Annotated in this window: 13 protein-coding genes and 1 riboswitch; of the genes, 2 read left to right on the top strand and 11 right to left on the bottom strand. The window is 39.7% G+C overall.

Translation table 11 applies throughout. The features are described from left to right. Nucleotides 1-302: 302 nt before the first annotated feature. Nucleotides 303-1325, bottom strand: coding sequence for a GntR family transcriptional regulator (locus AC1RJ8_RS09430; RefSeq protein WP_492953332.1), 1023 nt, complete (start codon nt 1323-1325; stop codon nt 303-305). Nucleotides 1326-1683: 358 nt separating this feature from the next. Here AC1RJ8_RS09430 and AC1RJ8_RS09435 point away from each other — a divergent pair, with 358 nt between their 5' ends. Next, nucleotides 1684-1884, top strand: coding sequence for a hypothetical protein (locus AC1RJ8_RS09435; protein ID WP_036670470.1), 201 nt, complete (start codon nt 1684-1686; stop codon nt 1882-1884). A 144-nt stretch (nt 1885-2028) separates the two neighbouring features. On the opposite strand, the gene AC1RJ8_RS09440 is transcribed toward AC1RJ8_RS09435, so the two are convergent. Next, entirely contained in the window at nt 2029-3465 is a 1437-nt protein-coding gene (locus AC1RJ8_RS09440) for a SusD/RagB family nutrient-binding outer membrane lipoprotein (protein ID WP_492953331.1), read from the bottom strand. A 10-nt stretch (nt 3466-3475) separates the two neighbouring features. Next, a complete protein-coding gene (locus AC1RJ8_RS09445) occupies nt 3476-6643 on the bottom strand; it encodes a SusC/RagA family TonB-linked outer membrane protein (protein ID WP_492953330.1) in 3168 nt (1055 codons plus the stop codon). A 323-nt stretch (nt 6644-6966) separates the two neighbouring features. Next, a riboswitch (SAM riboswitch) is annotated at nt 6967-7073 on the bottom strand. Nucleotides 7074-7209: 136 nt separating this feature from the next. On the opposite strand from AC1RJ8_RS09445, the gene AC1RJ8_RS09450 reads away from it, so the two are divergent. Next, complete coding sequence (locus AC1RJ8_RS09450) at nt 7210-8478, top strand: peroxiredoxin family protein (protein WP_492953329.1); 1269 nt, start codon at nt 7210-7212, stop codon at nt 8476-8478. Nucleotides 8479-9058: 580 nt separating this feature from the next. Here the strand turns inward: AC1RJ8_RS09450 and AC1RJ8_RS09455 are convergent. The 8 genes from AC1RJ8_RS09455 to AC1RJ8_RS09490 form a co-directional block, all read right to left on the bottom strand. Then, nucleotides 9059-10735: a trypsin-like peptidase domain-containing protein gene (locus AC1RJ8_RS09455; protein WP_492953328.1), complete on the bottom strand. Its 1677-nt coding sequence runs from the start codon at nt 10733-10735 to the stop codon at nt 9059-9061. Between the two features lie 3 nt (nt 10736-10738). Next, entirely contained in the window at nt 10739-11323 is a 585-nt protein-coding gene (locus AC1RJ8_RS09460) for a TlpA family protein disulfide reductase (RefSeq protein ID WP_492953327.1), read from the bottom strand. A 66-nt stretch (nt 11324-11389) separates the two neighbouring features. Next, nucleotides 11390-13258: a protein-disulfide reductase DsbD domain-containing protein gene (locus AC1RJ8_RS09465; protein WP_492953326.1), complete on the bottom strand. Its 1869-nt coding sequence runs from the start codon at nt 13256-13258 to the stop codon at nt 11390-11392. Between the two features lie 23 nt (nt 13259-13281). Further along, nucleotides 13282-14415 (bottom strand): redoxin domain-containing protein, encoded by a 1134-nt coding sequence (locus AC1RJ8_RS09470; protein ID WP_492953325.1) that lies wholly within the window; start codon nt 14413-14415, stop codon nt 13282-13284. A 64-nt stretch (nt 14416-14479) separates the two neighbouring features. Beyond that, nucleotides 14480-15901 (bottom strand): PKD-like family lipoprotein, encoded by a 1422-nt coding sequence (locus AC1RJ8_RS09475; protein WP_492953324.1) that lies wholly within the window; start codon nt 15899-15901, stop codon nt 14480-14482. A gap of 10 nt (nt 15902-15911) precedes the next feature. Continuing rightward, on the bottom strand, nt 15912-16721 hold the full coding sequence (locus tag AC1RJ8_RS09480; RefSeq protein WP_492953323.1) for a DUF4843 domain-containing protein: 810 nt from the start codon (nt 16719-16721) through the stop codon (nt 15912-15914). Between the two features lie 30 nt (nt 16722-16751). Beyond that, nucleotides 16752-18242: a RagB/SusD family nutrient uptake outer membrane protein gene (locus AC1RJ8_RS09485; RefSeq protein WP_492953322.1), complete on the bottom strand. Its 1491-nt coding sequence runs from the start codon at nt 18240-18242 to the stop codon at nt 16752-16754. 32 nt (nt 18243-18274) lie between these two features. Further along, on the bottom strand, nt 18275-21607 hold the full coding sequence (locus AC1RJ8_RS09490) for a SusC/RagA family TonB-linked outer membrane protein (protein WP_492953321.1): 3333 nt from the start codon (nt 21605-21607) through the stop codon (nt 18275-18277). Between the last annotated feature and the right edge of the window lie 153 nt (nt 21608-21760).

Genomic DNA, 21760 nt, shown 5'->3' on the forward strand with positions numbered 1-21760 from the left:
TCAGCCCCTTTCACCGTTATTTCCAGTGAAGAACCAGAACCACTGCAATCGCGTAGCAACAAAGTGCTGGTGCTTGTGGCAACATACAAGGAGCAGACCTTTCGATTATAAACCTGACAGCAGCGAACACGTAGTGCAACGAAGTAAAGCGAATGGCAGGACTACATTAGCCAAAAACCACAGTCCATTCATTTCCAAATTAAAAGAAAATCGTGATGTAATTTAGAAACTTCTAAGCTGTTGATAAGATTGGCCAGTTTAGAAGTATGAATTTAAGAACAGCTGTTGCTGCGAAGTTTACACTAAAGTGAATTCCTTCTCATCAGTTTATTCTCCATAATATGTTTTATGGGTTTCAAACTGAGTACAAATTCGGCGGCCAGGCGGCCCATATGCGCAAAATCGATTGAAAATGTAGTAATCCCGTCAAATATGATCTCTTTCACATTATCATCATTATGCGATAGAATACCTAAATCTTTGCCAACCTTTAATCCTTTTACCTTGGCATCTTTTAACATTTCCCAAAGTTCGAGGTTGTGGATAGTAAAATAAACCTTATCGGGTGCAATACTGCCAGATTCATAACTGTTTTTAATTACACCATTAATCTTAAACTCTTTTATGAAACGTTTAAATGAAACCAGTACTTCATTGGGCTCTGCGGACGATGGTTTAAAAAAGAAAACAAACTCCGAAAACTCTTTTATGCGGGGTGCCAGTTGCAAAAAAGCATTATAAGAAGCTTTCTCAAACTCCTGAACGATGTAAGAATACTCGCCTTTCAGCGCTACATAGCGATCCACGATCAGTAGTTTTTCTTTTGGTAACTGTTCTAATATTTCTTTGGCTTCGTTACTTTCTATTGGTGCAATAACATACAAACCATATTGCCCTTTATTGCTGTTGATGATCGATTCGAAAACACTTAAATTATTGTGGTGGAAATATACATCAACCTGAATATTTTCGCCTAAATGGTCGCGGAAGTTCTGGTAAAAAGTTTCCTGAAAGGTATCGAACGCATAAATTAATAAACAAACCTTAAGGTGTTGTTCAGTATCATCGGTTGCCACAAAATAACCTCTTCTGTTTTTCGATTCTAAAATGCCTCTGCTAATGAGTTCTTTATAGGCCTTGCCGATGGTTTCTTTGGCAAAACCTGTTTCCCTCATCATTTCGTTAACTGAAGGCAGAATATCTCCCTTAGCAATCAGTTTATGGTTTAGGCCATTAATGATTCCCTGAACAAGTTGTTCGTGTTTCGATAAAGAATTTATGATGCTCAAATTCTTGATTTCAATGAACAGCTTTTCTTTATTCATGCAACTTCATTTAGTTTATAATCGATTTAGGTTAAGGTAATTTTGCTCGAAATATATAAATTTAATAGAGATTATTGGTAAAAAAATTTTATGCCTGGTTACTGCCCCCCCCCGTGGTCTGTGTCCTCACAGACCACCTTCGGGTTATCGGTTGGTATCTCACTAACATGAACCAATATTAGTTGCCCCGGAGACGCAAATTATCACGAAGGTATTTTTCTGTGGTTCCGTGTTTCCGTGGCAAAAAACAGGAAGATTATTGCAACTTCAACTAAAGGCATTTGTAACAACAGCTATCGTAAATCGTCTAAAACTTTTAACGAACTCAAAATGTTTAACTAATAAAAAAGAAAAGAACATGGGAATTTTAAAAACAGCAATTATTGGCGCCGCAGTTTATGCTGGCGTAAAATATATCACAAAGAAAGATCCAATTACCGGACAATCGATAGTTGATGAATTATTAGATAAGGCACCAGGATGGGTAGATAAAGCAAAAGGATATACCGAAGACCTGAAAAACAGGGCAAGTAATGCTGCCGAAGATTTAGCCAGATGAATACCTGGAAGAAAGCAGGAACTCCAATACACAAGATACCTCTTTCTTTAAAAATTTCAAATGAAAACGTCCCGATTTAAACCGGGACGTTTTTGTTTTCTGTGTCAGATGGCAACATCTGACACCATTTTTACCACTATCGGATTAAAAGGCATCAAACCAAAGTTTGGTGGTTAATAAATCGGCACCCTGGCTACTTACCGCATTTTTATAATTCTGTCCGTTTAATGATTGCTCCGTACCAGGATATATAAAGCGTACCGGAATCTGTCCGTTCAAAACGGTATTTACTGAAGCGGTTAACTGCGGATAATCTAACCTTCTTCTTTCCGCCCAGGCTTCTAAACCCTGACCAAACAAAGCGATCCATTTTTGCTCACCGATTGATTTTTTATAATTACCAGCATCATATTGTACGGAAGCCTGATTTAGATAATCATCAACAACACTTCCACCTATACTGTATTGATCAAAGGATGCCCTGATGGCCTGCTTATACAGATCAGCTGCATTTTCTGTAGTAAAACCTCTTGCAGCGGCTTCTGCCCTATCAAAAAGCAGTTCGGCATAACTAAAAATCACAGCAGGTGCTTTTGCTGCTAAAAAATAAGTTCCTGGTCTGGAAGAATTTGCTAAACCTATTGCACTGGCTTCTGAATTTGTTGAGCCATTCGGAATGCCTACATAGGTTTGAGGTGTAGCATTATCAGTTTTGCTTGCATAAACTGGTAATCTGGGATCATTTAGCGCAAAAAGTTTATCTACGATGGTTTTACTGATCCGGTAATCATTCCTGGTTTCGAATGAGGCTGCTACCGGATTTTGCTGAGGCGAATCACTGTAGAGCAGTGTTGCATTCTCCGATTTGCTGTTAATATAAGTGCCACCCTCAGCCTGTACTTCATCAATTACCTGTTTGGCTTTAGCCGGCTCTTTATCCGCAATGCGTAAAGCGATACGAAGGCGTAAAGAATTGGCAAACTTTTTCCATAAAGCAATATTACCGCTATAAATCACATCTCCACCTATAACTTTTCCTGAAGCTGGGTCTAAAGTTGCCTGAGCAGTCTTTAAATCGTTAAGAATACCATAATAAACATCCTTTTGTTTATCGTAAACCGGCGTAACAAACTGTTTAATTTTTCCAGCCTGTGAATATGGTATATCCCCATAAGCGTCGGTAAGTAACAAAAATACCCACGACCTTAACACAAGTGCAACTCCTTTATAGTTTGGATTGCCTTGTGCATCGCCCAATTCGATAATTTTATTAAAGCCAGCAATACTTTGTGCGTAGCCAGTAGACCATAAAGCCGTAAAGCTACTGTTCGAAAAGATAAACCGATCTTCTTCTGTATACTGAACTTTAGCCCAGTGTTGTACAAAAAGCAAGCTCGAGTTCATATTATTGGTTACCCCCCAATACGTATCAGCTGTAGTTTTAGTGGTACCAGTAAGTAAATAATCGGGTTGAGGAATTTCTGGTGCATTCGGATTAATATTCACCTCATCAAGCTCTTTATTGCAAGATGAAAATGCAATTGTCAGAATGGCCAATATATATAGTTTTTTATTTTTCATGATGGTCAGATTAAAATTTAACATTCAGGTTGATACCGTAACTGCGTGTGCTCGGGTTAGAAAGACTTTCCAACCCCTGTCCGTTACCCGTATTAAAGGCTACTTCCGGATCGATATCTACTGTATTGCGGTGGATAATCCAAAGGTTGCGCCCCACAAGTGATACTGAAACGCCTTGTAAACTTAATGGGCGGAGCCATTTTGCTGGCAAATTGTAACTAAGCTTAACTTCACGAAGCTTAACGTAAGAAGCATCGAAAATATTGGCTTCATCGATATTCCTGAACGATTTATAATATTGTTGGGCAGGTAATACTTTTTCATTACGTTTACCATCAGCCGTTACGCCATCAAAAACAATCCCGTCATCATAAACCGTTACACCTGCCGGAGCGGTTCCGTTTACCCTTACGGTGCCATTTTCCTTTTTATTATCTGGATAATAGTAAGAAATACCACCGTATTCTGCTGCTCTTCCCGGAAGCGTAGAAGCTAAAACTCCGGTATAAGTACCTGTTGCATAGGTACCATTGTAGATAGAACCACCGATACTCGCATCAACCAATACACCTAAACTTATACCTTTATATGTGAAGGTATTGTACACCCCGCCAATCCAGTCTGGTGTATATTTTCCCAATACCTGTTTCGTTGGATTTGTAGCTGGTGCACCTGTAGCGTTTACAATGATATTTCCATTGCCATCTCTTAAAAAGGCTGTTCCAAAAAGCGATCCATAAGGTTGTCCAACGGTAGCAATCACCTGCGCTGAATTGGTAGCGACAATGTAATTCGTTAATAATTTCTCCGCATCGAGCTCAATTACCCTACTCCTGTTTGCAGCGAAATTGAAATCAATGTCCCAGGTAAACTGTTTTTTAATTGGTGTAATGCCCAACTGTGCTTCTATGCCTTTGTTATTTATTTTTCCGGCATTAAGCAGTTTTGAGCTAAATCCGGTACTTTGACTTACATCAGCTGCCAAAATCTGGTTGTAGCTATTGGTATTGTATGCACTTAAATCGAAACGTAACCTTTTGTTAAAGAATACCGCCTCAACGCCCAGTTCTGTTGAAGTGGTAGTTTCTGGTTTGAGGTTAGGATTAAGATCGATATTACTTGTGGTAAGCTGAGGGTTTGCATTAAACGGCGCACTAAATGCATAAGTATTGATTAAGCGATAAGGATCTGCATCTTTACCTACTTTAGACCAGCCTCCACGTATTTTCAAATAGTTAAGCGCTTCACTTTTAATGTCAAATGCTTCTGTTGCTACAAAACTTCCGTTAAATGATGGGTAAAAATACGATCTATTTTGCGCTGGTAAGGTAGATGACCAATCGTTACGGGCTGTGATGTTTGCAAACAGGTAATTCCTGAAACCAAGCTGTCCGGATGCATAAACACTGTAAGATTTTAATCTTGATAAATTATTTGATGAAATCAGCGGATCACGAGAATTTTTAAGTGTATATAGCCCTGCGATGGCCAATTTAGGTGCACTTTGATCGTTCTGCTCGATATATTGCCTGCGGATGTTCCCACCACCTAACAATTCGAGACTAAAATCATTATTCAACTGTTTGTTAAAGTTTAATGTTGCATCGGTATTATTTTCACTTACCGTAAAGGCACTTTCTGTATAAGAACCGAAAGGCGTTCCGTTGGTACCATAGGCAATCCTAACTTTACGTCTATCATTATAATAATCCGTTCCTGACCTGAAATTTAAATCAAGTCCATCAATAATCTTATAATTCAGGGCTAAACTTCCAATAATCCGGCTACGGTTTTGCGATACGGTATTTTCGTAAGCTACCCAATACGGATTGCTGTAATAGCTATTGTTCCAGTTAAACGTTTTTCCATTTTCATCCAAATAATCTTTTAATTGGTTGATATCAACCTGACGGCCAAACCAGGTAAACTGCAACATGGTACTGGTAGATCTTGAACCTCCTGTTCCAGGTAAATTATCAGAATTAAGTTTGCTATAATTTGCGTTGGCAGTTAAGGTTAACTTCGGTGTTATTTTTAATGATGTATTCAGCACAAACGAATTTTTGCCCTGACCAGAGTTAGGCACTATACCAACCTGTTTCAGGTTATTGTATGAAATCCGGTAATCATACTTTTCGCCGGCATCTGCAACAGATACCCCATTATTTAATGAATATCCCGTCTGAAAGAAATCGCGCACATTATCGGGATGCGCAACAAATGGAACGGCCACTCCCTTCGAATAGAATTGTGGAATTAATCTACCATCCAATTTCGGACCCCAGCTTTCATCTACCCCATCGTTAATGCCTTTACCTGCACCATCTACATAGCTAAATTTGCCTTCCGATCCCTGACCGAAGGCATTTTGATATACAGGTAATGTAAGCAAAGTTTCCAATACTGCATTTGAGTTGATGGCAATGCCCAATCCTTTTTTCGATTTACCGGTTTTGGTTTTAATGAGTATAACCCCTGCAGCAGCCCTCGAGCCGTATAATGCAGCGGCATTGGGTCCTTTTAACACACTCATCGATTCTATATCTTCCGGATTAATATCCGAAATGGTGTTCGCATAATCTCTTGCCCCTGCAGAGTTTAACTGAGCGTTATCTACCGGAATTCCATCAACCACAAATAAAGGCTGGTTATTTCCAGCAATAGACGTTTCTCCCCTGATGACCACACGAGACGAGCCCATACTTCCCTGGCTGTTGGTTACCCGTACACCAGCTATTTTTCCAGCGAGTGCATTTACCAGATTGGATTCTTTTGCTTCAGCTACACGGTCCCCTTTCAATTCCTGAACCGCATAACCCAGCGACTTTTTCTCCCTGGAAATCCCCAAAGCCGTAACCACTACTTCATCAAGCGCATTATCGCTTGACTGAAGAATGACCGAAATGGGGCCAGCATTTTTATTGATTTGTATCTCCTGGCTTTTAAAACCGATATATGAAAATATCAATGTGCCCTTATCGGGTGCATGAATTGAAAAAGCCCCTTTTGCATCAGAAATAGTAGCTTGCCTGGTTTCTTTTATTGATACAGAAACGCCAGGCAGTGTTTCGCCATCTGCCGACTTTACCGTTCCGGTAACCGTTACATCCTGAGCAGAAAGCTTTTGTGCCAGGAAGAGCAGCAGGATAAACGTTTTTAATTTTAAATTTTTAAACATATTGTGTAGTTAATTAGTTAAAAAGGGATAATATTTTTGGGCAAAACAATTCCACTACGACTAAAACGTATTGTTTTAAAAAAAATAAAAAGGAATGGTTAGCCTAAAGAAGCCTGTTAAAATGGAGCGATTTTAACAGGGCATGCGCATTCGGAAGGATGCATTAAGGTGTGCATTAATGGGTTTTAGCTCGTCTGTTTTTTTCATTTGAATAATTTTCTTTAAACCGTATTTACTTATCAAGCTTGCATCGGGGCAAAAAAAAAGCACCCCCATAAATCAGAAGTGCTCCATATATTCTTATAAGGATAACGCAATCAACTGACTTAACTACCCCAGATTCATCTGAGATGGAATTAGCACCATTTCTAAAAATTAGATGGTTGCTAAGGCTTCATAGGGCCATTCCCTCCGCCTTTCTTGATAAGTATTTTAAAATAACTGCTGCAAAGGTATAATTAATTCCATTTATCCTATAGTTTTTATAGATTTTTATTGAAAAATTTTTTCTTTCCCAATTACATCCATATCTTTGTCTACTAATTTAGTCGTCAATACACATCCCAATGAAACTTAAATCCCTTTCAACAGCCATATTGGCTATATCAACAACTTTTATCTATGCCCAGGAACATAATACTTTACCCAATCAGGTAGTAAAACTCAACAAAATAAAATCTAAAGCCTTTGTTGCCCTCGGCAATTGGCGTGGAATAGCCAAGATAAAGGAAGGTCTGGAAATTCCTTTTAATTTCGAGATCAATGAAAAAAGCGGTCAGCAGAAATTATATTTCCGCAATGCTGAAGAAAGTTTCGAAGGTGGCCTAGTAAAACAAACGGCCGATTCGCTTTTCGTAAAACTTGATCAGTTTGATAATGAACTCGCATTTGCGATAGATGGAGACCAATTAACAGGTACATTAAGGAAACAGGATAAAGCTGGCAAACCTTTGGTAATTGTTGCTGAAAGGAAAAATTACCGTTTTAAAACAACAGGTAAACCTGCAACGGCAGATTATTCTGGCAGTTATGATGTAGTTTTTAAATCGCCAAATGGTAAGGAAGAAAAAACAGTAGGTTTATTTAAGCAAACCGGCAACAAACTTACCGGCACTTTTCTACGTGTAACAGGCGATTCGCGTTATCTGGAAGGGGTAGTAGAAGGAAATGAATTTCAACTTTCGAGCTTTATTGGCTCCTCTCCTGCCTATTACAAAGGAACTTTTCAGTCAGATGGCTCATTAACTGGCGAAATTTTAGGTGCAAGGGGAAGCCAGCCTTTTACCGGAACTAAAAATAAAGATGCTGCCCTGCCCGATCCTTACAAACTTACCTACCTGAAAAAAGGATACAAAACGCTTGATTTTAGTTTTCCTGATGTAAACGGCAAAAAGATTTCGTTAAAGGATGAAAAATATAAAAACAAGGTAGTGATTTTAACCATAACCGGAAGCTGGTGCCCAAATTGTGTTGACGAAGCTACTTTTATTGCACCCTGGTATAAAGAAAACAAGAAACGCGGTGTAGAAATTATTGCTTTGCATTATGAGCGCTCAACCGAACCCGAATATGCAAAAAAGGTGATGACACGTTTCCGCGAACGTTTTGGCATTGAATACGATCAGGTTATTGCAGGTACTGCCGATAAGCAGGTGGTATCTGAATCGTTGCCTGCACTCGATTCTTTTTTATCGTTCCCAACCACGATAATTATTGATAAACAGGGCAATGTAGCGCAGATCCATACGGGCTTTAACGGTCCGGCAACCGGTAAATTTTATGATGAATTTGTGAAAGAATTTAATACTGAGATTGATACGTTACTGAAGAAATAGGCATAGTACCTTAATTTCTTATCGGTTGGTGTCTCACCAACCGAAATAGAACTTCCGTGATTTCCGTGCTTCCGTGGCAAATTAAATAGTAGCACAGGCAAGCCGCTCCAAATAGTAAATAATAATGCATAATGTATCGTTTTTGTAAAGCAGGTGCAGTGCTTTTCGGTGTAGACAGTCCTTCTTTCCGCTTCTATCTTTTTGTGAATGAATCACATAAACAATTAGTCTTGCAACAAAAAGGATAGCCGCTTCAATAAGGTTTATTTAACAGGGGCTGTTGTACAGAAGCTACGCCGAACCGATCCTGAAGCGAACCCACCAAAGGTAATTACTTATGTATCAGGTTCTCCACAGAAAAAGAGTGCTTAGCCCCGGGCGTAGCGGCATCCCCAAAGCGCAGCGGAGGGATACAGCGAAGCACGGGAACAAACTTTAATCGTAGCACAGGCAAACCGCTCCAAATAATAATGCATAATGTATCGTTTTTGTAAAGCAGGTTTAGGCAGTCCTTGTCGGTCGGTGAGACACCGATCAATAGAACTTCCGTGATTTCTGTGTTTCCGTGGCGAAAACCAAACTACTGAATAGTCTTCAAAATAAATTCTATGATCGTTTTCTTTGGAACCACTACTGTGGTTGTTCTGCTAAACCTCGCGATGTTAATCCCATAAAAATTACCTTCCCAATCGAAAACAGGCGAACCGCAGGCATTGGCTTTAATGGCCGCATCGTGTGTAAAAACAGCATTGAAACCATCTCTCCGCTCCGACTTTCCACCTTCAAATTTCTCTGCCGGGTGATTAAATACCGACTGCCCCCTTCCCTCTAATTTTAGTGTTTTACTCATCTTACCTGAAGCATTTTCCCATTCAAAAATAACTTCGTCATCTGCCCAATACTTCAGTATTTCTGGAGCGAAATCGCCTGCTTTTTTTATCGGTTTACCATTCATACTGATCAGTTCATCGCCAACTTTTATTCCCGCCTTTTCTGCCGGGCTGCCCGCTTTAACTAACGAGAATTGAACGGGGCTGGAATTATACATCACCATTGCACCCAAATAAGGCTGACTGTTTATTTTAGGCAAATTAAATAGCGCACTACCCAAAACACTGCGCATCACTTTGCCAGCGGGATCAATGCTATAAAGAAGTTTACCCAATTCTATTTTAACGCTGTTGCTATCAGAAATATTTAAATCAATCCCACCGGTTATTCGCTGTTCAAGTTCAAATAAAACCAGGTCATTTTCCTGATTTTTTCCAATTAATTTAATTGGCACGGCAACTCCATTAATATCACATAGTGCTTGCTCACCAACCATAGTGCTTTTACTCAGTAGAAACTGTTTTTTAGCTCCATTTGCCGTGTTAACATTCAATAAAGTGGCGTAAATATCCTCGTTTTTTCCTTTTAGCATACTTTTGATGGAAAAGCAGCTATTTTTAAGCGTTGGCATATTAAAATCAGGATGTAAAGCCTTTTGTTTGCTTTCTTTCTGTAATAGCAAAGACAAGGGATCTGTTTTCACACTATCCTTCTCCTCTGGGAAAGCGGTATAAAGTCTTTCACTTTTTAGCGCTGTCCAATAGCGGCGGTAAAGGTCGACTGGAATTTCGAAATTCATTTCCTCTGAGACATCAATGGCACTGTGCAATCCGATTACGCGGCCATAATAATCGAATAAAGGTCCACCAGAATCACCTGGTTCCATTTTGCAGGTTGAGCGGATAAAACCATATTCATTTTTCACTTCTGCAATATTTCCTAACCTTAATGTTGGCAACGTTTGATTTAAGGTTTCGGGATATGAAATACTGATACAAGGTTCGTTTTTAAGCAAGCTTGCCGAATAGCCCATCTCTGCAAAGGGCCAAGTTCCCTTATCGGTAATTTTCATCATGCCCACATCCGGAATGCCTGGCGTCGCTTTGTTTTCTATTTTACCAAGGGCTAGCGCGATGCATTCGCGGCCATCAGGAAAAAAGACCTTATAATTTTTACCGGGTAAAATGGTATGTGCTGCCGTTAAGATGTAGCCATCGGCACTCACCACCACACCACTAAACTGTGCACTGGTTCTTTGGTTTTGCTGTACATCGAAACCCCACATCCTTACACTTGCAGGATAGGCTTTTTTAACAGCTTCGGCAATGGTTTTCTGAAATTTGGCAACCTGTTTTTTCTGGGCCACAGCATTTAAGCTGAGCAGCATAACTATCGTTACTGCTATTCCCTTTATAGCGTTATTCATTTGTTATTTATGATTTTTTGCCAATGTAATCCGCTCAGCAATTTCCTGGAGCGCAGCGGCATCGGTTCCGGTGAAGCCGGTTAGTTTAAATACTGTATTGCCTGCTTTATCGATAATAAATTTTGCAGGGATGGCACTTACGCCGTAATCTTCAACCGCAGCATTATGCCCAGCCCCATCTTTCAGGTCCATCAGCACCTGGAAATTAAAACCCGACTGTGCGATGTATTTTTTCACATCTTCAACTGGTGTTTTGCTGGTTTCCCAGGTATGGATAAATAAGAATTTTACAGAAGGATCGTTTTTATAGGTATTAACAGCCAGTTGCATGGCAGGAAAAGATTTTTTGCAGGGCACACACCATGTAGACCAGAAATCGAGTACAATTACTTTTCCTTTAAGGTCTTTTAACGATACTACATTTCCATCGAGGTCTTTTAAGGCAAAATTAGGAGCAGGCACGGTTATCATTTCTGCCAAAAGCTTGTTGTGAAGCGAATCAGTTCTGCTAGCAGCAGATTGCGCCCACAATGAAGTACAGGTTACACACAGCAAAACCAAAAGGTAAAGCCTGAAAAAAGGTTTCATATTTTAAATTAAGGAGTTAAAAAACAGCAAGGCCATTTTACCGGCCATGCTGAGCGCATAGGTAGATTAGATGAGTATCTCCAATATCTTTTCTTTCGGTGGGTAACATTTGGTTTCATCACACACCTGATAGTATAAACCACATTTAATTTTAGTGCCTGCTTTGGCCTTGCTGTAATCGACCATTATCCTAAAGTTTGCCTTTCCTTCAAAAATAAACATGCCCTCGTTGCCCGGATATGGAATAGCTGCTGTAGTTTTCCATTCATGATCCGCTACGGCGCCTTCAGGAAGTTCCAATCTGGTTTCTGTAACCACAAATGGGTTATCTTTAGACACATAAGCATAAATATGCCAACCTTTTAAAATTTTGGCTTCGATAAGCAAACTGTCTTTTTTATGGCCATTACCGGGAATAAATCTTGCAGAAACCGCAACCGGATCGGCAGTGGTAGGCTCGTCATTAACAACCGCCTTCGGCAACTGATAACTTTGCTGTTGACCGGTAGGAAGACCTTTTCCATAGGTATTAACCATGAATTTAAAGCCACCGGATTCGGTATAGAATAGATTATTGCGGTTTAAATTGAGCCAATTTCTCCATTCAGCTACTTTGCTGAATTTTTGAGTAGTGTAACGTTCGAGCAAACGCTGGGCCATTGCTACCTCTTTGTTGGCCTCCAATAAACCTACACATTTATCTAAAAGCGCCACTTTACGATTAGAAATGCCTAGTTTTTGTACATCACGATCTAACTGAAGGGTATAAACGCCAGAGGGATAGAAATACTCGTAATTTTGACGGTAATACTTGTGATAGAGACTGATGTTAGTACCATAAATGGCAAATAAACTATCTCCGGCATAACCTTTTACATAGTCTTCAAAAGATTGAGTATCGTTGGTTACCGGCATTTTCAAGAACATTTCGTTGCCATGGCCAATATCTTCGCCTTTTGCTTTTTTATCCTTTAATTCCTGTTGCATTTTAAGCATACGGAGGTTACCTTCCCGTCGCGAAACAATGGCCTGATTATAAAGATCTTTGCTTAACCGATAGATCAGTTCATCGATACCGCTACGGGTTTCGATCTGCACTTTTTTAACAATAGACGGAAGATGATCGAATTTTTTGATGTAACAAATCGTGTTTACAAAAACATCTTTCGCCTCATCTGTCATATAATCTGGAGAGCCTGCAAAACCCCACATAAAGTAATTCCCCTGGCGACCTAATGCTACTGCTTCGGCATTTTTAAGGCAAACGCCACCTGAAATAGATTCGGCATCAGGCGAATCATTAAATCCTTCACCATGCGAAACCATACCGATCAGGTAAGGTTCTTTTGAAGAAAAGCCCTGCTTTACCACCTGCCACCTATCCATTTCTTTTGGTGTACCAACTCCCTGATGACCATTAAAAAAAGAACCTGGAGTCGGTTTTTTCACCATGGTTAGTTTCACAGCATTTGGGGTATTAAAAATGGGATGATCGGTTTTGATGTTCAAGGCTTCATCATCCAAACACTGGCAGTACCAATCGAATTTTAAACCTAAAGGTAAACCCACATTGGGTGCCATGGCATGCATCAAAACCATCGGGCGACTAAAGTTTGCGGGCATGTTAACCGGACCTGCATCCATCAGCGTTACATCTACCCCATCAGACATTTCTACCTTATAATCAGCTACATCTATCACCTTAACCTCAGTAAATCTTTGTTCCAAAAAAGCTTTAAAATCGGCCATTCTGGTTTTGTATATTTTTTCAATAATAGCTGGAGCAGTTGAATAATAAACTACATTTTTCGGGATTGGCTTATCGGGATTATAGCCCACATACAAAACCTTTAATGCAATTTTCTCCCGATATTTCGTATTCCCAAAAGTGAGTAGCGAAACCAGCATCAGGCATGCCGTTAGCATCTTTTTCATGATCTATATTTATCAGCCAATAACTAATTGAATATTTCTGCAAGCTTTTTATTCAAAGGTTCGCCACGCAAGCCATTGCCGATGATCTTGCCCTGAGCATCTACCAGAAAACTTGCAGGTACGGCACGTACGCCATATAAACGGCCCACTTCGTTGTTCCACCCTTTTAGGTCAGAAACATGAATCCAGTCTAAACCATCTTTTTCTATCGCTTCTAACCAGCGTTCTTTTACATTATCCAATGAAACTGAGATAATTTCGAAACCTTTATCTTTATAGGTTTGATATTGCTTTACCAGGTTCGGATTTTCGGCCCTGCATGGACCACACCAGCTTGCCCAAAACTCAACCAGAACCACCTTTCCTTTTAAGCTGGCTAACGAAACCGGCTTGCCTACCACATTGTTCTGTGTAAAAAGCGGTGCAACATTTCCAACAGCGGTAATGCCACTTGCAGCAATACGCTGCGCAAGTTCTTTACCCATGTCGGTTTCGCGATAAGCTTTGTTCAAGGCATTAAAAAGAGGCTCAACTTTGGCTACATCAACCTTACTTCCGGCAGCTTCTGATAATGCGACCAAAGCGAAGTACGAAGCTGGGTGTTCTTTAGCAAATTGAAACTGTTTGTCTGTTCTGTTCTGGATGTTCTTTCTGTAACGCAGATCTACCGCTTTCATATAAGCGGTATCTTTTTGCTGGTCGGGTGTACCGCGGTTAAAATCGATATTTACAGCTTTGGTAAGCGCCATAATGGTACCGCCAATGGCTTTATTATAGGCCTCATATTCCTGGTAAACCTTTGAACCAGCAAAAACAGCATTTTCCAAAGAATCTTTTGAAGTGATTGTTACCTGTTCCTTACCAAAATAAAAATAAATCACATCTCCGGTATACACCGCCTTACCTTTGCCACTGCCAGTATGATCTAAGGCCATGCGTGCATAAGCATTACCAGAAATATGTCCGGCAAACTTGAAACTTCCATTAACAAGCGCTACTGAATCTTCGTGACTTACACCATTATCCATGTAATCGATATAGGCTTTCGCCGGTGCACCCAATGTGCCTATTTTACCTGTTAAACTAAAATTCGGCGCTTGTGCCCAGCTTAAAACTGGTAACAAAAAGGCCAATACTGCTAATTTTATGATTTTCATTTGTATGTTTCTTTATGTTTAAATAAGTTCCACGCTCAGATTTAAGCCCAAGCGTGGAACAGCATTATTTTCTGATTGCAACATCAACCGGAGCGCCGGGAATCCCTTCGATCTTTTTAATGAATACACCATTCATTCCGGTAGCTATATTTAGGAAAGAAACGGTTTCTTCTGTTCCTACCATCAGCGTTTCTTCGTCTTCGGTAAGTTTTAACATCGTAATCGATTTACCACTAAAGCTAGTAGCCAGCTCTCTTAGCTCCTCATTTACAGGATTATATCGATACACTTTACTACCATTGGCAATATAGATTACCCCATTTTTAGCACCACTCCATTTTGTATTTTCGTTAATTAACTCCTGGCGTACAAAAAGACGTTTATGTTGAGGGGTAAAGGTAAACGGCCCGTTAAACTGAACATTGAACTTTAATTCATAAATCTTCCCATCGGTACCCTTACAATAGGCAAAACAATCTGCGTTATTAAGTTGCTCCAGATGAACAAGGTCCATACCCACATTTAAAGGATCGAAGGCATTTGTTGTGGTAACCGAATATTGGGTACCAAAGTAAACAGGCGCTCCATAAAGATTGATCCGGACAAATTGCTTTCTGTTTCTGTCGAAGCCAATAAAATAAGTAGCCGATTGCGTAAAGCTCATTACAAAAGATGGGGCCAATTCATAATCACCATCAGCAGGTAAGCCGAACATTCCATAAGTAGCTGCCTGATCCCATGTGCTCGTTGTTCCACCATAAAATTTACCGTTTACAACGCCCATCATTACCCCTTGAGGATGCGAAATCAGTGAACCAACCTCAAGATTATCTGGTTGTGTAAAGAAGTTATCCTTAAGTGTATTCGGGTATTTTGGATCTTCCTGCATGGTATTGGGCTCCAGCCTGATTCCGCCATTTTTTGTAATAATCCAATACCCTAACAATGTACCGCCCGTAAACGTATTCCTAAGCAAAAATAAATTTGTGGGGTTTGCAGGCAAATCCTTCCCTTGCATTGCCCTGTACAAACGTGCCTTTACACTGCCATCTGGTTTTACAAATGAGAACTGTGTGATTCCATTTTCGACACTCAATACCGTTGTACCGCTGGCAAATTCGGTTCCGCCGTCTATATAAAACTTATGGAAATATTTCATTCCGTTTGCTTTGTTGAAGACCGTAAGACGGGCAGCGTATCTTTTAGCCTGCAAGCCGAATATGATCCTTAATGCTGGTCCGGTATAAAGAACATCATTCCCTTCCATTACACTGATTTTCCATTGAAGTTCTACATTAGCCGCATCCACACCTTCTATTTTTGGTTTGATGATCAAACTATCACCTACACTTGCAGTGTAAACAGAATCGAGGTTAGCCAGTTTAGGCTCGATAGGCATATCGATATCATAATTGCCAAGGTCTTTATGACATGCGGCAAGAGAAACCACACCAATTATCAACAAGATTAATTTTTTAATATCCATGTTTTTATATTTAAATAACCTCATTACCGTTTTCATCTATGAAATAATACTTGCCATTTTGCATGTTTTTTCTCAACAGCGTTTTTTTGGCCGGATTTTTTTTATTGTAGAAATAATAACTATTGGTATTACCTGCCGTTACCTCTTCAATTACATAGCCTTTTGCTTCATTTTTAGTTACCCAATTAAATGGATTATTTAACATAGTGGTTAATAATCCTATATAGTAGAGGTTTTTTGGTGCATCCAGTCCGTCGGTAGTAAGGGAGGTTTGCCCGGTTACCAGAATAAACAATTCGTGTTTGGTTCTCGAATAAGGAGGAAGCGGCCAGGTATCCCACCAGCTTGGTTTTTCCAGTTTGGAAGAGAATACTACTTTTGCCCTGATCAGATAAGGGTTTTCTATGCCCAGATCTGATGTACCGGTTAATTTGATCAATATGGAAACGGATCTGTTTTCAAGTTCCTTATCCTTATTATAAATCACTACAGGAATGTATCCTAGTCCTTTATTCGGAAGAATTGAATATTGAGTTTTCAAAGCTTCGTAATGAATTCCGGGCGTGGCCGTAGAAGAATCGGTATCTACCCGCGCACTAAATTTCCGCTCTGCATCTGTTCTGATTCCGGATAAACGTACAGGTAACCATACGGTATCCTGAGCCAGTGTCGGATTATAGGCAAAGGTTCTTACTATACTGTCTTTATCTCCATTATAAATATCGAAATAGACATTAGCACTGTGATCAAAACGCATCTCTTCTGCTTTCTTGCAAGAAACAAGACAAATGATTGCGAATATTAATATATATATTTTCATAATTTGCTATTAATAGAATTTCAAATTGTTTTATCTGCCACCATAAACAATCTCGTCGTTAGGGAGAGGTAACACGAAAATATTATCAGAAGCAGGAATGGTTACACCGGTTTGGCCTACTATAGCTCTATTAAGCCGCTTATACATATAGAACAACTGGCCTTCGGCTAACCATTCTTTACGGGCATCTTTAAGTAGCTCTTTTAATAAATCTTCTTCGTTGTTTATGGTCAATGGATCGCCTATTTGCCTTGCTTCACGAACCTGTGTAAGGTAATTCACTGCCACTGTGGGGTTGTTTGCATAGGAACACTCAGCAGCGATGTAATACAGCTCACTAAGCCTGATTGCAGGAGCCATCAGGTAATGTAGATTTGCGCCTGTTTCAGTGCTTAAGGGATTTCTCCGGTATTTAACGATATCGTAAGACCTTGATGATTGACTAGAGGTAGCAGATAACCAGTATTTATAACGGGAATCACTTGCTCCGGCTGTTGCCTTTTCATAGATATAATCTGCGGCATCCTCAATCAAATAAAAGCCTCTGGTACCACTTTGAAACCAATTGTCTTTTATTTCTTTTGCAGCACCCGGTATGTACCACCCAAAAACAAGTTCCTTATACAGGATACGATCTTTCTTCGAATCTTCGAATGCTTCAAAATCACTTTTTGCGGTCCATGGGAATTTTTTCGAGTCGATAACTTCCTTCGCATTAAGTAAAGCTTTAACCTTATCATTTTTATAAAGGTAAACCCTGGCAAGCGTTCCGCATACTGCATAATAATTTAAACGATGCCTTCTGTTCTGTAAGAAAAGACTTGGATTTTTCTCTTCAGTATTTTTCAGCGTATCGGTAACTAAGGGATAATTTACCACATAATTGGCACTCCGAATCGGATCCACAACTAATAATTGTTTCGACTCTTCCAAATCTTTGATGATCAGATTAATGGTTTCTGAAACGTTGGTAACCGGCGTAATCTCTTTCGTGTATTTGTTAGCATAAGGAATTCCTTTTGCAGAAGGGTTTCTCAAATAAGAGGGCGCAAAAAGACGCAAAAGGTCGAAATGCAGGTAGGCTCTTAAGGCAAGCGCTTCTCCTTTGACAATGGAATAATTGGCTCCGCTAAAAATGTTCTTTTTTGCATCTACATTTTCGAGGATCAGGTTACAGTTTACAATTGCATTGTATAAACCAGCCCATATTTTATCCTTACGCTTAATAAACTCGCCATGTTTATAATTGTACAATGAGGTCTGTCTATAATCCTGTCCGTCATCGCGCATCGAAAAATTTTGGGCAAGTACCTCTGTTGTGCCAAATGTGAGTTCTTTACCGTAAAGATCTGACTCTGTACTGCGGTTATACACACCGTTTATGGCTTCCATAAAGCCATTTTCTGTACTGAATAAAATTGGAGCAGCAATCTCTGATTCCGGCTCAACTTCCAGCCATTTCTTGCAGGAACTCAATAACCCTGTTACCAAGAAGAGGCATATTAACAATCTAATTTTCATGTTTTTATATTTTAAATCTGTTCATTAATAGCTTAAAAAGCTGCCCTAACAGAAAAGGTTAAACTCCTGGTAAACGGATAATTAATTCCTCTTTCTTCTTTTACTGATGACCAACGTACCACATCATTGGCAGTTACCTGAAACATGAGACTCGACATCGATAGTTTAGATGCGATTTTTTTATTCATATCATAAGAAAGGTTTACTGATTGAAGGTTGATCAGATTATCAGGCTGTATAAATCTCGAACTTACATCCGTTTCGCCATTATCTGCTATATTTTTATAAAAAGAAAGGTCGCCAGACTGCTTCCACTTTTCTTCGAATACACGCCTATCAACATTATATTTTGGATCAGCATTTTCAACACGTTCTACAAGTGTCAGGTTATATTTGTCGCCTCCGAAAAAAGTTTGAAACTGTACATACAAGCTAAATCTTTTGTAGTTAACCGTTCCACCAAAGTAACCGCTCACTTTAGGATTAGGATCGCCAATTACCACATAATCTCTCTTATCGTAGTCGTATGTAAGTGTACCATCTCTTTTGAGGTATAATTCACGTCCGTTTTCAGGATCGATGCCTAACGAACGTACACCATAAATGGCATTGAAAGGTTGTCCTTCGCTAAACCTAAGTAAGGGAATGCCCCTGTAACCACCATCTCCTGGTTTTACCGACTGCAATTCGTCTGCCCTGTCATTGTATTTTTTTAACGCATTGGAGATTCTCACCACTTTGTTTTTATTGGAAACCATGCTTGCATTCAGGTTTACCGACCAGTCTTTGCTTCTTACTGCATCTATGGTTAGTCCCAGCTCAGCGCCTTTGTTCTCCATGTCGCCAAGGTTTTCCTTATAAGACAGAAAGCCTGTTGATGGCGGTAAGGTAATATCGGCTAAAATATCTTTGGTAAACTTCTTATATATTCTTGGCGTAAGCATTACACGATCTTTGAACAATCCGATATCGATACCAATATCCGTCATCCTCGTTTTTTGCCACCCAAGGTTATCATTTCCATAACTGTTTACACCGGCACCAATACCCGATGAATACCAGTTTCCGGTATTATACTTATAAATGGTTTTTGATAAGTAAGGATCGAACTCTACCGACCCGGTGAGACCTGTGGAAGCTTTTAGTCTAAGTTGGCTAATTACAGGATTACCCTGCAGGAATTCCTCCTGATGCACATTCCATCCTAATCCGAAAGACCAAAAAGGAGCCAATTTATTGTTCACTCCGAATTTAGAAGAACCATCAATACGAACGGTTCCATCCATAAGGTAGCGGTTTTTATACGAGTAGTTCATCGTAAAGAAAGAGCCAAAAAGCCTTGCTTTTTCGAGCCTGCTTTGCGGTTTTCCGTCCTCAGCATAGCCCTTGGCAAAGCCTATGCTGGTAAAACGATCATTAGCAAATCCAATAGCCGTAAATTCTTTTTGATCGCGCAGCTCTGTACGGGCATTTACACCTACTAAAGCGTTAAAATAACTGCCACCGATCTGCTTTAGCCAAGTTAACCTGATATTACTATCCCAATAGGTTTCTTTCATTTCCCTGTTCGTGTATTCGCCCTTTTCATCTATTTTATCTGTTGTGTACAGGTAATATTTATTTGCAAGCGGAGAAGTAAATATGTCATCAGAATTCGATTTGCTAGTTAAACTCATTTGCGCCCTTAACCGAAGGTTATTCGCCACCTCTATATCGGCAGAAAGGTTATCAATAATTTCGGTGTACTTCGATTTGTTGAAACTGCTTAAACCGGCATCAAACAGTGGATTAAAAACATATTCTCTCGATCGATCTTGTTTTTCATATATATCAGAAATCCTCATCGTCATGCCATTAGCATCTTGCAATGGGTAATAAGGATTCATGCGCACATAATTAGAAAAATCGCCATATGGAGATTCGGTAGCGCCCACTTGTGTTACGGATAATTCATTTCTGAACTGAATTTTCTTCACATTATACTGAAAACTCATTCCGCCAGAATATTGGTCCCTTTCCGATCCTTTCATTGCTCCGGGCCTGGTTTGGTAGCGAAGGTTTACATTATACCGAAATGCTTGCGAACCGCCATCCAGATTTACAGCATGTTTATGCCCTATGGTATTACGCAGGGGTTGGGATAACCAATAACTGTTCACGCCGCCAACAACATTGGCTTTTTTATGATAATAGATTTCATCTAGCTGATCTTGAGACACTTGCTGTTTCGAAGAATTATATAATCCTGCCAAAACTTCATAATCTAGTTTTTCAGCCGCATTTAACACCTGGTAATCCGTTAGATCTGCAGCTGTAAGATTCAATTCGTAATTGTATTCTATCCTTAATTTGCCCTCTAAGGGTGTTTTAGTGGTAATCACAATTACACCATTGGCCGCGCGCGAACCATAAATTGCCGTTGCAGCTGCATCTTTTAACGAGGTAACCGATGCGATTCTGTTCACATCCAAATCAAATACTTTCTCCACGCTTACTTCATAGCCATCTAGCATAAAAACGGGCATGTTCGCTCTACCTTGAATATCATCCCTTCTCAGCACCTGCCCATCGCCACTTGGCAGTGCAGAAGCACCTCTAACATTGATAGAAGGAATTCTGTTAGGATTAGAGCCTGCAAGATTATTATCTATCAGTTTAAATGAAGGATCGAACGTTCCGATACTTTGAAGCAAACTCTGTGGATTTACCCTTCTCAGCTGATCTCCGGATATCGTAATCGCGTTACCGGTATAGTTATCTTTTTTAATTGTTTGATAACCCGTTACTACTACATCGTTCATTTGGGTCATCTTAGAGGTGAGTTTAACGTTTAACGTTTTAGTACCTGTAACCTTGATTTCGAACAATTCGTAGCCCACATAACTAAAAACCAAAATGCTCCCTTCATCAACATTGACTTTGAATTCGCCTTTTTCGTTGGTAATGCCTACACTTGCACCATTTTTGATCGAAATGTTTACACCCGGAATGGTTTCTCCTGTAGCTTTATCAGCAACAACACCTTTTATTTCCATTTTGGCGTTGATACTTGTTGTTGGTGCCGGCAAGTCTGCTTTACCATTAATTACGACAGTTTTGTTAACAATGTTAAAACTGAGGTTCTGATCTTTTAAAGCGGCATTCAACGCCTCGGTTAACGAGGCTTTCATTAATTCTATGGTTACTTCGGGTTTATCCTGTAACAACTGACCTTTATAAAAGAAAAAATAGCCCGTTTGCTTTTTGATCTCCTTAAAAACCTGTTTAAGCGAGGTTTTTCTTTTGGATAACGTTACGGTTTGCGAAAAGGTAGCTGCCGAAACATGTAAGGCGCCAACCAGTAATAAAATTGTAGTCAATTTCATGACCAATAAAAATTTAATCTTTACCCTCCGCATGTCGCACACGGGGTTGTAAAGGGTAGTTAATTTCATACCTTTGTAATGAATGAGGTTAAAAAATAGCAGCTGGGTTTCGAAGCAAGCTGCTTGTCCAAATTTCTACCGGAAGCGTTGTCG

It is taken from the genome of Pedobacter sp. GW822-FHT03F06, assembly GCF_058801365.1.